The organism is Micromonospora sp. WMMA1363, from assembly GCF_030345795.1.
GTDB lineage: Bacteria > Actinomycetota > Actinomycetes > Mycobacteriales > Micromonosporaceae > Micromonospora.
The window spans coordinates 382,156-395,822 of the sequence record NZ_JAUALB010000001.1; the positions used below are offsets into that span (position 1 = coordinate 382,156).

Here is a 13,667-nt window from a genome sequence, read left to right on the forward strand (position 1 = left end):
GCTGTGCGACACGTTGAGCCGGATCAGTGCAGGTCAGCCCGGATCGGTGCCGGTGCTGGCCAGGGGCGCGCCGGCCCGACCCTGTTCGATGCGGTGTTGCTGGATCGGGACGGCACGCTCATCGAGGACGTGCCGTACAACGGAGATCCGGAGAAGGTCCGGCCGGTGGCGGGGGCGCGGGCCGCGCTGGACCGGTTGCGGGCAGCCGGTCTGCGGCTGGCGGTGGTGACGAACCAGTCGGGGTTGGCCAGGGGGCTGGTCACCGAGGCGCAGCTGCGGGCGGTGCACGCCCGAATCGAGCAGTTGCTGGGGGGATTCGACGCCTGGCTGGTGTGCCCGCACGACGACGCGGACGGGTGCGGCTGTCGGAAGCCGGCGCCCGGGTTGGTGCACGCCGCCGCCCGCGTGCTGGGAACGGTGCCGCGGCGGTGCGTGGTGGTGGGCGACATCGGTCGGGATGTCACTGCCGCCCTCGCGGCGGGGGCGCAGGCGGTGCTGGTGCCGACACCGGTGACCCGCCCGGAGGAGGTCGACGCGGCCGGATGGGTGGCTGCGGACCTGCCGGGCGCAATCGAGGAGATCCTGTGCCGGCAGGCCGCGATGGAATCGGGCCGCTACCGGCCGGCGACCCCCGCCACCGTGCTGGCGGCCGGTGCGGGTGGTTCCGCTCGGCGGGCCGGCACCGTGCTGGTGGTGCGCTCCGACTCGGCCGGGGACGTGCTGGTCACCGGACCCGCCATCCGCGCGGTCGCCGCCCACGCCGAGCGGGTGGTGCTGCTGTGCGGGCCCCGCGGTCGCGCCGCCGCCCAGCTGCTTCCCGGCGTCGGTGAGATCATCGAGCACCGCCTGCCGTGGATCGATCCCGCTCCCGCACCGGTCGATCCCGACGACATCGCCGCGCTCGCCCACCGGCTCGCGGCGGTCGCCGCCGACGAGGCGGTCATCTTCACCAGCTACCACCAGAGCCCGCTGCCCCTGGCGCTGCTGCTGCGCACCGTCGGCGTCGGTCGGATCGCCGCGATCAGCGACGACTACCCCGGCAGCCTCCTCGACGTCCGGCACCGGGTTCCCGCCGGGGTACCCGAACCGGAACGCGCTCTGTCCCTGGCCGCCTCGGCCGGGTTCGCCCTACCCGAGCACGACGATCCGACCCTGCGCCTGCGCCCGGTGCGGGCGGCGCCGCCGCGGCTCGGCCCGCCGGGCTACGTGGTCGTGCACCCCGGGTCCGCGGCCCAGGCCCGGGGACTGCCGCCGGAGCTGGCGAGGGCGATCGTCCGGGCGCTGACCGACGCGGGACACCGGGTGGTGGTCACCGGAGGCGCCAACGAGGCGGAGCTGACCGGGCGCGTCGCCGGTGGCGAGGCCGTCGACCTCGGTGGCGCGACCGGACTCGCCGAGCTGGCGGCGACCGTGGCCGGCGCCGCCGCCGTGGTGGTCGGCAACACCGGCCCCGCCCACCTCGCCGCGGCGTACGGCGTCCCGGTGGTCAGCCTCTTCGCACCGACCGTCCCGTTCGGACAGTGGGGGCCGTGGCGGGTGCCGACGGTCCGGCTCGGCGACGCCGGTGCCGCCTGCCGGGACACCCGGGCGGCCCGCTGCCCGGTGCCCGGTCACCCCTGCCTCAGCCGGATCACCCCCCGGGAGGTCATGGACGCGTTGGCGTTGCTGGGCGTACTCCCGGCGCGGCGGGCGTCGGTGGTCCCGACGGTCGGCCGGAGCGGCCGATGAACGTCCTGCTCTGGCACGTGCACGGCTCGTGGACCACGTCGTTCGTGCATGGCAAGCACCGGTACCTGGTGCCGGTCACACCCGACCGTGGCCCGTACGGTCTCGGCCGGGCCCGCACCTACTCCTGGCCGGACAGCGCTGTCGAGGTGACCCCCGATCAGCTGCGCGCCGCCGAGGTCGACCTCGTCATCCTGCAACGTCCGGAGGAGCACGACCTGGCCGCCGAGTGGCTGGGCCGACGGCCGGGCCGCGACCTGCCGGCGATCTTCGTCGAGCACAACACGCCGAAGGACGGCGACGTCCCCACCAGCCGACACCCGATGGCCGACCGCGGCGACCTGCTGATTGTCCACGTGACGGCGTTCAACCAGCTCTTCTGGGACACCGGGTCCACCCGGACCACCGTGGTCGACCACGGCGTCGTGCCGCCGACGGTCGAGTACACCGGCGAACTGGACCGGCTCGCCGTGGTGATCAACGAGCCGGTACGCCGCTGGCGGGTCACCGGCACGGACCTGCTGCCGCGGTTCGCCGAGGTCGCTCCGCTGGACGTCTTCGGCATGAAGGTGGCCGGGCTCGCCGACCACCTGGGCCTGCCGGCCGACCGGCTGACCAGCCACGACGACCTGCCGCAGGCTCGGATGCACGCCGAGTTGGGGCGGCGGCGGGCGTACCTGCACCTGTGCCGGTGGACCTCGCTCGGGCTGAGCCTGATCGAGGCGATGACGATCGGGATGCCGGTCGTCGCGCTGGCCACCACGGAGGCGGTGATGGCGGTGCCACCCGGGGCCGGAACCCTCTCCACCCGGGTCGAGGACCTGCTGGACGCGGCCCGACGGCTGATGGCGGACCCGGCGCAGGCACGCCGGGCCGGCGTCGCCGCCCGCGCCGTCGCGCGGGACCGGTACGGGCTCGATCGTTTCCTCGCCGACTGGGACCGGCTGCTGGAGGAGGAAGTATGCGCATCGCGATGATCTCGGAGCATGCCAGCCCGCTCGCCGTCCTCGGCGGCGAGGACGCCGGTGGCCAGAACACGCATGTCGCCGAGCTCTCCGCCGCCCTCGTGGCAGCCGGGCACGATGTGCGGGTCTACACCCGCCAGGACGCCGTCGACCTGCCGGCGACGGTGCACAGCCCGGACGGTTACGAGGTGGTGCATGTCCCGGCGGGCCCGGCCGAGCCGGTCGCGAAGGACGCGCTACTGCCGCACATGCGGCAGTTCAGCCGATGGCTGGCCGACCGCTGGCGCGGCGGGGAGTGGCTGCCGGAGGTGATCCACGCGCACTTCTGGATGAGCGGTCTCGCCGCGCTCGCGGCGGGCCGGCGGACCGGAGTGCCCGTGGTGCAGACCTACCACGCGCTCGGGGTGGTGAAGCGGCGGCACCAGGGCGTGCAGGACACCAGCCCGGCCCGCCGGATCGGCTACGAGCGGGAACTCGGCCGGTCGGTGGACCGGGTCATCGCCCAGTGCCAGGACGAGGTGGGGGAGCTGGTTCGGATGGGGGTGCCCCGGTCCCGGATGACGGTCGTCCCGTCCGGGGTCAACCTCGGTACCTTCGCCCCGCTCGGCCCGGCCGCCGATCGGGAGGACGGACGTCCCCGCATCCTCACCGTCGGCCGCCTGGTCGAACGGAAGGGCTTCCAGACCGTCATCCGGGCGATGGCCCACGTGCCGACAGCCGAGTGTGTCGTGGTCGGCGGGCCACCGGCTGGCCTGCTGGAGAGCGACCCGTACGCGCGCCGGCTGCGCGCGCTGGCGCACTCCTGCGGGGTGGCCGACCGGGTGAAGCTGGTCGGCGCGGTGCCCAAGGAGGAGATGGGGCGCTGGTACCGGTCGGCCGACCTGCTGGTGGCCGCCCCCTGGTACGAGCCGTTCGGGCTGACCCCGCTGGAGGCGATGGCCTGCGGCGTGCCGGTGATCGGGACGGCGGTGGGCGGGATCAAGGACACCGTGGTCGACGGGGTCACCGGGGACCTGGTGCCGGCACGCGACCCCCGCGCCCTGGGCACCGCGATCCAGCGGCTGCTGGACGACCGGATCCGCCGGTTCGCGTACGCGGCGACCGCCCGCGAGCGGGCTCGGGAGCGGTACTCGTGGGCGGCCACGGCCGAGCGACTGGCCGAGGTCTACGGCGAGGTGGCTGCCATCGGGCGCGCCACGCGGGTGGTGGCCGGATGACGGGTCGCTCCCTGCTCGACGTCCATCTGGCGAACCTGGCCGCGGCCCTGCTGCCGTACCGGCGGTGCGAGGAACTGCTGGCCCGGTGGGGGGAAACCCTCGCGCGCCGGCTCGTCGCGGGCGGCCGGCTGCTGGTGGCCGGCAACGGCGGCAGCGCGGCCGAGGCCCAGCACCTCACGGCCGAGCTCGTCGGCAAACTCCGCGACGACCGCCGACCCCTGTCCGCCATCGCCCTGCACGCCGAAACCTCCGCCGTCACCGCCATCGGCAACGACTACGGCTACGACGAGGTGTTCGCCCGCCAGGTCCGGGCCCACGGCCGACCCGGCGACATTCTTCTGCTCCTGTCCACCAGCGGTGCCAGCACCAACCTGCGCCACGCCGCCCACGCCGCCCGGCGGAGCGGACTGCGTTGCTGGGCCTTCACCGGGCCCACCCCCAACCCGCTCGCCGAGCTGTGCGACGAGACGCTCGCCGTCGACTCCCCGGACAGCCAGGTGGTCCAGGAGCTGCACCTGGTCTCCAGCCACCTGCTGTGCGAGTACGTCGAGCGGGCGCTTCCGGCAGCCCCCGGCGCGCCGCCCGACCCACCGGTCGCCGAGCCAGCGGAAGGCGGGGCCGTCGCGCCGGCGGCCGGTTCCGTGCAGGCCGGGGTCGAGGTCGTGCTGGACCGCGGGCGGCAGGTCGAGGCGCGATGAGGAGGGAAGCGTGACGGGACCCGTGGTGGTGGTCGGCGACACCCTGCTCGACCGCGACGTGGAAGGGGCGGTCAACCGGCTCTGCCCGGACTCGCCGGTGCCGGTTTTGGACGAGACCTCGAACGCCGATCGGCCCGGCGGTGCCGGTCTGGCCGCGACGTTCGCGGCGGCGGCGCCGGACATCGAGGTGGTCCTGGTGACCGCCCTGGCCGACGACGCCGGCGGGGCCCGGCTCAGCTCGCTGCTCACCGCCGCCGGGGTTCAGGTCTATGCGCTCGGACTGCCCGGCGCCACGCCGGAGAAGATTCGGCTGCGAGCCCGGGGCCGGGTGCTGCTGCGCCACGACCGGGGCGGTGTCGCCGGTGAGCCGGGTGCGCCGTCCGAGGCCGTGCTGCGGTTACTCGCCAAGGCGTCGGCGGTGTTGGTCAGTGACTACGGCCGAGGGGTGGCCCGGCAACCCTCCCTGCGGGCGGCGTTGGCCGCGACGCGGGCGCCGGTGGTCTGGGATCCGCACCCGCGGGGACCGGCGGCCGTGCCCGGAGTGCACCTGGTCACGCCGAACGAGTCCGAGGTGCGCGAGTTGGCGAGCGTCCCGCCGGGTGGAACACGGCTGGCCGCCGCCTCTCGGGGGGCCCAGGGCCTGCGTCGCCGCTGGCGGGCGGGGGCGGTCGCGGTGACCCTGGGCGCGGACGGGGCGGTGCTCTGCCACGCCGGGTCGACTCCGCTGGTGGTGGCGGCGCCGGCGACGGCGGACGGGGACACCTGCGGCGCCGGGGACCGGTTCGCGGCCGAGGCCAGCGTCGCCCTGGCCCGCGGCGCGCTGGTCTCCGAGGCGGTGCAGGAGGCGGTGGCCGAGGCGTCGGCGTACGTGGCCGGTGGGGGAGTGGCGACCGCGCTCCCGCCGCCGATCCGGCCCCCGGGACCGGCGGTGTCGGGCGTCGCGGGGGAGCGGATCGGCGTGGCGGCGGCCTCGGCGGTGGTGTCCGAGATACGCGCGGGAGGCGGCACCGTGGTGGCCACCGGCGGCTGCTTCGATCTCCTGCACGCGGGACACGTGGCGACGTTGCAGGCTGCCCGGCAGCTCGGCGACTGTCTGGTGGTCTGCCTGAACTCCGACGCGAGTGTGTCCGCGTTGAAGGGCCCGGACCGGCCGGTGCTGTCGGAGGAAGACCGCGCGCGGCTGCTCGCGGCGCTGAGCTGTGTGGACGCAGTCGTGATCTTCGACGAGTCGACCCCGCTCGCGGCGCTGACCTGGCTCCGGCCGGACGTCTGGGTCAAGGGTGGTGACTACACCACCGGCGGTGGCGAGCCGGCGTTGCCGGAGGCGGATCTGCTGCGCCGCTGGGGCGGGCACACCGTTGTGGTGCCGTACCTGGATGGGCGATCCACGACCGCGATGATCGCCGCCGCGCGCGAGCGGGGCGCCCGGTACGGCGGATCGCGGCTCGCCGACACGGTGCCGGCGACCAACACGCTGGGGAGCGCGCCGGCCGGGTCCCGCCGCCCGGCGGAGGGAACGCGATGAGGGCCGGGTCGACGGTGCTGGTCACGGGCGGGGCGAGCGGGCTCGGGGCCGCCGTCGTCGCCGCCGTCGCCCGGGCCGGCGGACGCCCCCTGGTGCTGGACCGGCGGTCCCCGGCGGACGGGGTGCCGTGGATGGAGTGCGACCTGGCCGACACCCGGGCCGCCGAGACGGCCACCCGGCGGCTCGCCGAGCGCGCCGGTGGGCTGGACGCGGTGGTCACCGCGGCCGGTATCGACGTGCCGGGCCGGCTGGCCGAGGTGCCGGGGGAGACGTGGGACCGGATCGTGGCGGTGGACCTGCTCGCCACCGCTGCCGTCATCCGGGCGGCCCTGCCCCTTCTCGAGGCGTCCCGAGGGCGGGTCGTCACGGTCGCCTCGACGCTGGGGGTGAAGGCGGTCGGTGACGCCACGGCGTACTGCGCCGCGAAGTTCGGCGTGGTCGGGTTCACCCGCGCCCTGGCCGCCGAACTCGCCGGCCGGGTCGGGGTGACCCTGCTGGTGCCCGGCGGGATGCGCACCGCCTTCTTCGACGACCGCGACGAACGGTACAAGCCGGGTCCCGACGCCAACCTCAACGATCCCGCCGACACCGCCGCGGCGATCATGTTCGTCCTCAGTCAACCCGCCGGCTGCGCCGTCCGTGAACTGGTCGTCTGCGCCGAACAGGAGTCCTCGTACCCGTGATCCTCGTCCTGCGGGCCCTCGGCGTCGGCGACCTGGCAACCGCCGTGCCGGCGCTACGCGCCCTGCGCGGCGCCTACCCCCACCGGGAGCTCGTCCTCGCCGCGCCGGCCTGGCTGGCTCCCCTGGTCGACCTGGTGGGGGTGGTCGACCGGCTGGTGCCCGCCGACGGGCTCGGGCAACTCGACCGGTCGGTCGGGCGGCCGCGGGTCGCGGTGAACCTGCACGGGCGCGGCCCGCAGTCGCACCGTGTGCTCGCCGCCACCCGTCCCGGCCGGCTGCTCGCCTTCGCCAACGCCGACGCCGGCCACCACGATGGCCCGGACTGGGCGCAGGACGCGCACGAGGTGCGCCGCTGGTGCGGATTGCTCGAGGCGTACGGGGTGTCCGCCGATCCGGGGGACCTGGCCCTACGGCGGCCGGCCGCGGGATCGACGCCGACCGGGGTGAGCGTGGTACACCCCGGCTCGAAGGTCCCCGCGAAGCGCTGGCCGCCCGTGCGGTTCGCCGCCGTCGCCCGCCACCTCACCGCCACCGGCCATCGGGTCGTCGTCACCGGTAGCGCCGCCGAAGCCCCCCTGGCCCGGCAGGTCACCCGCTTCGCCGGGCTCCCCGACCACGCCAACCTCGCCGGCCGCACCGATCTGCACGACCTCGCCGCCCTGGTCGCCCACGCCCGACTACTGGTCAGCGGCGACACCGGCATCGCCCACCTCGCCACCGCCTACCACACCCCGTCGGTCCTGCTCTTCGGCCCGGTCGCCCCCGCCCGCTGGGGGCCGCCAGCCGACCGGCCGTACCACCGGGCGCTGTGCGTCGACGGGCGGGACTGGCCGGGCTGGACGGGGGTGGGACCGCATCCGTCGCTGGCCTCCGTGGCGGTCGACGAGGTGCTGGCCGCCTTGGACGAGGTGGAACAGTCGGCGCGGACGATCCGTGCGGTTGCGGCGTAGCGACCCGGGCCGGCCGGGGTACCGGCGTCGCCAGCGCGGCGCGGGCTGGATGTTCCTCGACCCGGCTGGCGGGCTGGTCCGCGAGCCGGACCAGCTGGTGCGGCTGCGGGAACTGGTGATCCCGCCGGCCTGGCAGGACGTGTGGATCTCGCCGTACCCGAACGGGCACATCCAGGCCACCGGCATCGATGCCGCCGGCCGCAAGCAGTACCTGTACCACCCGGAGTGGCGGCGCCGGCGCGACGCGGCGAAGTTCGACCACGTGTTGGAGGTCGCCCACCGGCTGCCCCGGCTGCGCGAGCGCATCGCGCAGGACCTCGACGGCCGGGGCCTGAACCGGGACCGGGTTCTCGCCACCGTGGCCCGGCTGCTCGACATGGGCATGTTCCGGGTCGGCAGCGACCAGTATGCCGCCGGGGACGATCCCACCTTCGGGGTGTCCACCCTGCGCCCGGAGCACGCCCGCTCCCGCCGCGGCTGCGTGGTTTTCGAGTTCCCGGCCAAGGGCGGTGTCGATTTCGTCCGCCGGATCGAGGATCCGGAGCTCTGCCAGGTGCTGGTCAACCTGCGGCGTCGGCGCCGTGCCGCCGACCGTCTCTTCGGATACTGGGACGGTCGGGACTGGCGCGACGTGCGTAGCGACGAGGTGAACGAGTACCTGCGCGCCGCCAGCGGTGGCGAGATGACGGCGAAGGACTTCCGTACCTGGCACGCCACGGTGCTGGCGGCCATCGAACTGGCCACCGTCGGTCGGCAGCGGTCGGTCACCGCGCGCCGGAGAGCGGTCGCCGCGGTCATGCGGGCGGTGGCGGAGCTGCTCGGCAACACCCCGACCGTGGCCCGGACGTCCTACGTTGATCCTCGGGTGGTGGATCTCTACCACGACGGCGTGGTGGTGCCGCTCGGCGGCGACCGGACCCGGCGCGAGGACGCCGAGCGGGCCGTTCTGGAGCTGCTGGAGAAGGACTGACCGGCGCCGGCGCCCGGTAACCGGTTCTGTCGGCAGCCCTGGTGAGGCAGCGGCGGAGCCGGGATCGCGAGGCGACCGGGACCACCGCCGCCGGTCGTGCCCGGTCAGTCGTCGAGTATCTGGGCCAGCCGGTCCCGGAACCGCCGCTCCGAATCGCTGACCACGCCGCCGAGGCCGAGGATGCCGCCGCTCGACACGGCGCTCACCACGTGTTCGGCGATCTCGACCAACCAGTGTCGGTACGCCCCGGCCTCGCCCTCGTCCACCTTGGCGGCGAGTAGCGTCACCGCAGCCTTGGCCCGGCCCAGCACGTCCTCCAGCAGCGCCCGCGGGTCCGCCGGAGCGATCACCGGCAGCTCCGCGCCGGTCTCGGGATCCCCAACCCGGGTGACAACCTCGCCGGCCACCGCGGCCACCAGCGGGCTGGCTGACTCACGCCCGGCGGAGATGGTGTCCAGGCCGGCCGCGTTCTCGGCCATCGTGCGCCGGGTCCCGTCGGACTCCGCGGCGCTCGCCGCCGTCAGCACCGCCTGCGGCAGGCCGACCAGCAATCCCCACTCCTCGTCGGTGAAACCGAACCCGGTGTACGCCGGCTGCTCGACCACGGCACCGCTCCCTCTCTCGCTCCTGCGCCGCCGCGACCGCTCTCGCCGCGGCGTTCCCAACCGCCCGCCGGGACGGCCGCCTCAGGCTAGTCCAGCGTCAGCAGGCCCTGTTCGGACGCCACGCTGACCGACCAACCCTCGCAGCTGGTCGCGGCCGGCCCGGGCCGCGAGTTCCGGGGCGGGTCGGCGCCGGGCTGCACCTCGTCGTCGGCGGCGGCGCACCGACCGTTGCTGCTGGCGCCGGCCGGCGCTGGTGCGCCGACCACCCGGTTCCGGGCGCGCGGCTACCGGCACGCGCGACGGGCACCGCGGGTGACCGCCCGGCCGTCACCGGCGGAAGACCGCCCGGATCGCGGCCAGCAGCAGCAGGCCGCCCACCACCACGCCGAGCAGGCGTACGCCGGGGACGTCAGCGGGGCTCGTCGCCTCGGCGAGCAGTACGGAGTTCATCTCCGCACTGTCCCGGCCGCCGGCCGTCCCAGCAACTGTAAAGTTTATTGACTATTCGCTCGCGCGGTGTGAGCATGGCAGCACCGCCGCTGGTGGCGGTGCTGCCATGGTGCGGGAGGGACGGGGGCGGCGACTGCATGAGTGACCGAATCGAGGAGCAGGCCGGGGTGGAGGCGTGACCATTCCCGAGCGGAGTCTCACCTCGCTGGCCGCCGCCGTGTTGCAACCCGGCTTCGTCGGCACCACCCCACCACCCTGGATCTGCCGCTGGCTCGGCGACGGGCTCGGCTCGGTGGTCCTCTTCGCCCGCAACGTGGTCGACCCGGGGCAGGTCACCGCGCTCACCGCGGCCCTGCGCGCGGAGCGCCCCGACGTCCTCGTCGCCATCGACGAGGAGGCCGGCGACGTGACCCGGATCGAATCCGGCCGAGGGAGCTCCCGACCCGGCAATCTCGCGCTGGGTGCCGTGGACGACCCGGCGCTGACCGAGGAGGTGGCCCGGGACCTCGGCGCGGATCTCGCCGCCCTCGGTGTCACCCTCGACTATGCGCCGGACGCCGACGTCAACTCAGACCCGAACAACCCGGTGATCGGCGTGCGCTCGTTCGGTGCCGAACCGGCCCTGGTCGCCCGGCACACTGCCGCCTGGGTGCGCGGGCTCCAGTCCGGCGGCGTCGCGGCCTGCGCCAAACACTTTCCCGGGCACGGCGACACCCGGATCGACTCGCACCACGACCTGCCCCGGATCGTCGGCGACCGGCCCCGGCTGGACGCCGTGGAGCTGGCCCCGTTCCGCGCGGCCGTGGCCGCCGGGGTGCAGGCGGTGATGACCGGCCACCTGCTGGTACCCGCCCTGGACCCGGAGCTGCCGGCTACCCTGAGCGGCCGGATCCTCACCGGTCTTCTCCGAGACGAGCTGGGGTTCTCCGGCGTGATCGTCACCGACGCGATGGAGATGCGGGCGGTCACCGACCGGTACGGCTTCGCGGGCGCGGCGGTGCGGGCCCTGGCCGCCGGCGCCGACGCGATCTGCGTCGGCGGCGAGCGGGCCGACGAGGACGCGGCCCAGCAACTGCGGGACGCGATCGTGGCCGCGGTCGTCGCCGGGACGCTGCCGGAGGAACGGCTCACCGAGGCGGCGAAGCGGGTCGGCCAGCTCGCCGCCTGGGCCGTCGCCGCGCGGACCGACCGCCCGCCCCGGGCGAGCTCCGGCGTCGGGCTCGCCGCCGCCCGCCGTGCCGTGCGTGTCACCACGACCCGGGCAGGTCAGGGCGCGTTGCCGTTGGTCGGGCCCGCGCACGTGGTCGAGTTCGAGCCGCCGCGAAACATCGCGATCGGCCCGGAGACGCCGTGGGGTCTCGCCGGCCCGTTGACCGACCTGCTGCCGGGGACCACCGCGGTCCGGTACGCCGAGGTCGACGTGCCCGGTGACCCGACCGCCGGCGCTGTCGGTCGCCGCGTCGTGCTGGTGGTGCGCGACCTGCACCGGCACCCGTGGATGCGGGCCGCCGTCGACCGTGCGCTGGCAGTCCGCCCGGACGCGGTCGTCGTCGAGCTGGGCGTGCCCGAGCTGGTCGCCGGCCGGGTGCACATCGCCACCCACGGCGCCACCCGGGCTGCCGGCGTCGCCGCCGCCGAGATGCTCACCGGCGCGCCGTGACCTTCGCCACGCGGCTCCGGTTCGGGCAGCAGCCGGTCGGTGAACCGAGAACCCCCCTCCGCGCCAATGATCACCTCGGGCGGATGTCGTCGCCGCCGTCTCGTACCCTTGGGCCGTGACGAGCCGACGCGTTGACCTTCCGCCGAACTTCATCCGTCGGGCCGCCGGCCTGCTCGCCGGCCTTGCGCTCGGTGTGCTCGTGCTGGCCGGTTGCAGCTCCGAGGGCGCCTCGACCGACTGTGGCCTGAACGGCTGCGCGGTCACCTTCGACCGGGGCGTCGACGCCCGGACCAGCGTCCTCGGTGTTGACGTCAAGCTGGTCGGCGCGCAGGACGATCAGGTGACCGTCGAGGTCGCCGGCGAGCAGCTGACGCTGACCACCGGTCAGCAGGCGGTCGAGGTGGGTGGCGTCTCGGTCACCCTGGACACCGTGACCGACCGGCAGGTCACCGTCCGGATCTCGGCGAATCCGGGCGGTTGAGCCGGCCGTCGGCAGTGAGCGGGATCGGTCCCACGGACCGATCCCGCTCGTGCTCGTCGCTCGGCATCGCCGCCTTCGGCGGGTACTTGCTTCCTTCGGTCCGCTACCGCAAGGTCTGAAACTGGTCGATTCCACCGATCGCCGGCACCATTGGGCCTTTGCCTGAACCGCCGCGTCCGGTTGAAGAGGAGAGTGCCTTGCAGAGCTACCTCGGGACGGTCATCGCCGCGCTCGCCGCGGCGGTGACCGCCGTGTTCGTGGTGGAGGTCGTGCACCGGGTGATCCGGCGGCTCGGCCGCCGATCGTCGCTGATGATCGAGCTGGCCGAGCACGCGCACCGCGCGTTCCAGGTGGCGACCACCGTCCTCGCCGTCCAGTTCGCCGTCCGGTTCACCACCGAGTACGCGATCGGCACCGGCTGGCGGAAGGCTCTGCTGCACCTGCTGGTGCTCGCGGTGATAGCGACCACGGCCTGGCTGGTCGCGGCGCTGCTGCTGGTGGCCGAGGACACCGCGCTGGTGCGGTTCCGACTGGACGTGCCCGACAACCGGCACGCCCGGCGGGTACGCACCCAGGTGGTCATGCTCCGCCGGCTGACGGTCGCGGTGATCGTGATCCTCGCCCTCGGCGTGATGCTGATGACCTTCCCCGCCGTCCGCAGCATCGGCGCCGGTGTGCTGACCAGCGCCGGTGTGGTCGGTGTCGTGGCCGCGTTGGCCGCCCAGAGCCTGCTCGGCAACGTCTTCGCCGGACTCCAGCTCGCGTTCAGCGACGCCGTCCGACTCGGCGACGTCGTGGTGGTCGAGGGGGAGTGGGGCCGGATCGAGGAGCTGACCCTCAGCTACGTGGTGGTGCACATCTGGGACGACCGACGGCTGATCCTGCCCACGTCGTACTTCACCAGCCAGCCCTTCCAGAACTGGACCCGCAGCGACTCGGCGGTGCTGGGCACCGCCGAGTTCGACGTCGACTGGTCGATTCCCGTGCAGGCGATGCGGGAGGAGCTGCGCCGCCTGGTGAACGGCAGCGAGTTGTGGGACGGCCGGGTGTGTGTGCTCCAGGTCACCGATGCCACCGGCGGGATGATCAAGGTCCGCGCGTTGGTCAGCGCGGCGAACGCCGGGAGCCTGTGGGACCTGCGCTGCCTGGTTCGCGAGCAGTTGGTCGCCTGGGTGCGGGACCAGCTGCCGACCGCCATGCCCCGGACGCGTGCCGAGGTGGGTGACGCCGGCAGCAACCTGTCCTGGCAGTGGGTGCAGTCCGGGCGCCCGGTGCGCCGCCCGCGGGCCGACGGCGGGATGCACGATGACGCGCGGCTCTTCGGGGGCAGCGACGACGGTGCCGCCCGCAGCGGGGCGTTCCTCGGTCCCGACGACGGCGCCACCCGCGACGAGGTCCTCGGCGACGCCGACGAACCCGTCGAGGCCCGACGCTGACCCGTCCCACTCTCCCGTGAGCCCGCGTCGTCCTCCGGTGCCCGTGCTCGCCGCCTTCGCGGGCAAGCACGCGGTCCACGCTGCCCGCGGCCCGGGCTCCGGTACGGTGCGGCCCACCGCGCTGGCATGGTCGGCGGAAGGTTGCCGTGACCTCCTACCGTGGACGCCGTTGGGCGGCATGGGGCCGGACAGGTTTGGCCCGGCGAATTGGGGGGACTGCTGCCCGACACCCCGCGGCTTCCGGTTGGTCGCGGGGACACGGCGGTCGGACGGCCGGCGCAGGATTGACGGGCGCCGGCTCC

General features: G+C 74.8%; 14 protein-coding genes. 11 read left to right on the plus strand and 3 right to left on the minus strand.

The features are described from left to right. Positions 1 to 93: 93 nt before the first annotated feature. From QTQ03_RS01795 to QTQ03_RS01830, 8 genes are read left to right on the plus strand one after another with little or no spacing between them, the layout of a single operon-like run. A complete protein-coding gene (locus QTQ03_RS01795) occupies positions 94 to 1,728 on the plus strand; it encodes an HAD-IIIA family hydrolase (RefSeq protein ID WP_502889679.1) in 1,635 nt (544 codons plus the stop codon). Continuing rightward, positions 1,725 to 2,702, plus strand: coding sequence for a glycosyltransferase (locus tag QTQ03_RS01800; protein ID WP_289276409.1), 978 nt, complete (start codon positions 1,725 to 1,727; stop codon positions 2,700 to 2,702). The genes QTQ03_RS01795 and QTQ03_RS01800 overlap by 4 nt, the downstream gene beginning before the upstream one ends. Further along, a complete protein-coding gene (locus tag QTQ03_RS01805) occupies positions 2,687 to 3,907 on the plus strand; it encodes a glycosyltransferase (RefSeq protein ID WP_289276410.1) in 1,221 nt (406 codons plus the stop codon). Before QTQ03_RS01800 ends, QTQ03_RS01805 begins: the two co-directional genes overlap by 16 nt. Next, positions 3,904 to 4,605, plus strand: a complete 702-nt coding sequence (locus tag QTQ03_RS01810) for a D-sedoheptulose-7-phosphate isomerase (RefSeq protein WP_289276411.1) — start codon at positions 3,904 to 3,906, stop codon at positions 4,603 to 4,605. Before QTQ03_RS01805 ends, QTQ03_RS01810 begins: the two co-directional genes overlap by 4 nt. Before the next feature lie 10 nt (positions 4,606 to 4,615). Then, positions 4,616 to 6,130, plus strand: coding sequence for a PfkB family carbohydrate kinase (locus tag QTQ03_RS01815; protein WP_289276412.1), 1,515 nt, complete (start codon positions 4,616 to 4,618; stop codon positions 6,128 to 6,130). Next, on the plus strand, positions 6,127 to 6,813 hold the full coding sequence (locus QTQ03_RS01820; RefSeq protein ID WP_289276413.1) for an SDR family oxidoreductase: 687 nt from the start codon (positions 6,127 to 6,129) through the stop codon (positions 6,811 to 6,813). The genes QTQ03_RS01815 and QTQ03_RS01820 overlap by 4 nt, the downstream gene beginning before the upstream one ends. Beyond that, positions 6,810 to 7,763, plus strand: coding sequence for a glycosyltransferase family 9 protein (locus QTQ03_RS01825; RefSeq protein ID WP_289276414.1), 954 nt, complete (start codon positions 6,810 to 6,812; stop codon positions 7,761 to 7,763). Before QTQ03_RS01820 ends, QTQ03_RS01825 begins: the two co-directional genes overlap by 4 nt. Continuing rightward, positions 7,747 to 8,733, plus strand: coding sequence for a DNA topoisomerase IB (locus QTQ03_RS01830; RefSeq protein WP_289276415.1), 987 nt, complete (start codon positions 7,747 to 7,749; stop codon positions 8,731 to 8,733). The genes QTQ03_RS01825 and QTQ03_RS01830 overlap by 17 nt, the downstream gene beginning before the upstream one ends. Before the next feature lie 104 nt (positions 8,734 to 8,837). Here the strand turns inward: QTQ03_RS01830 and QTQ03_RS01835 are convergent, their stop codons facing one another. The 3 genes from QTQ03_RS01835 to QTQ03_RS01845 form a co-directional block, all read right to left on the minus strand. Further along, the gene (locus tag QTQ03_RS01835) at positions 8,838 to 9,338 is read right to left on the minus strand and encodes a hypothetical protein (RefSeq protein WP_289276416.1); all 501 of its coding nucleotides are present in this window, start codon (positions 9,336 to 9,338) and stop codon (positions 8,838 to 8,840) included. An 86-nt stretch (positions 9,339 to 9,424) separates the two neighbouring features. Further along, positions 9,425 to 9,604 carry a hypothetical protein gene (locus QTQ03_RS01840; protein ID WP_289276417.1) on the minus strand — a complete coding sequence of 60 codons (180 nt, stop codon included), beginning with the start codon at positions 9,602 to 9,604 and terminating at the stop codon, positions 9,425 to 9,427. Between the two features lie 61 nt (positions 9,605 to 9,665). Continuing rightward, entirely contained in the window at positions 9,666 to 9,788 is a 123-nt protein-coding gene (locus QTQ03_RS01845) for a hypothetical protein (RefSeq protein ID WP_289276418.1), read from the minus strand. Positions 9,789 to 9,963: 175 nt separating this feature from the next. Here QTQ03_RS01845 and QTQ03_RS01850 point away from each other — a divergent pair, with 175 nt between their 5' ends. From QTQ03_RS01850 to QTQ03_RS01860, 3 genes are all read left to right on the plus strand, one after another. Beyond that, positions 9,964 to 11,448, plus strand: a complete 1,485-nt coding sequence (locus QTQ03_RS01850; RefSeq protein ID WP_289276419.1) for a glycoside hydrolase family 3 protein — start codon at positions 9,964 to 9,966, stop codon at positions 11,446 to 11,448. A 115-nt stretch (positions 11,449 to 11,563) separates the two neighbouring features. Then, entirely contained in the window at positions 11,564 to 11,929 is a 366-nt protein-coding gene (locus QTQ03_RS01855) for a hypothetical protein (protein ID WP_289276420.1), read from the plus strand. A 197-nt stretch (positions 11,930 to 12,126) separates the two neighbouring features. Beyond that, positions 12,127 to 13,365 (plus strand): mechanosensitive ion channel family protein, encoded by a 1,239-nt coding sequence (locus QTQ03_RS01860; protein ID WP_289276421.1) that lies wholly within the window; start codon positions 12,127 to 12,129, stop codon positions 13,363 to 13,365. Positions 13,366 to 13,667: the final 302 nt, after the last annotated feature.

What these genes read in the sequence shown, in the direction of transcription:
- QTQ03_RS01800 (WP_289276409.1), top strand. Translation starts at nt 1,725, where the DNA reads ATGAACGTCCTGCTCTGGCACGTGCACGGCTCGTGGACCACGTCGTTC.
- QTQ03_RS01805 (WP_289276410.1), top strand. Translation starts at nt 2,687, where the DNA reads ATGCGCATCGCGATGATCTCGGAGCATGCCAGCCCGCTCGCCGTCCTC.
- QTQ03_RS01820 (WP_289276413.1), top strand. Translation starts at nt 6,127, where the DNA reads ATGAGGGCCGGGTCGACGGTGCTGGTCACGGGCGGGGCGAGCGGGCTC.
- QTQ03_RS01845 (WP_289276418.1), bottom strand. Translation starts at nt 9,788, where the DNA reads ATGAACTCCGTACTGCTCGCCGAGGCGACGAGCCCCGCTGACGTCCCC.
- QTQ03_RS01810 (WP_289276411.1), top strand. Translation starts at nt 3,904, where the DNA reads ATGACGGGTCGCTCCCTGCTCGACGTCCATCTGGCGAACCTGGCCGCG.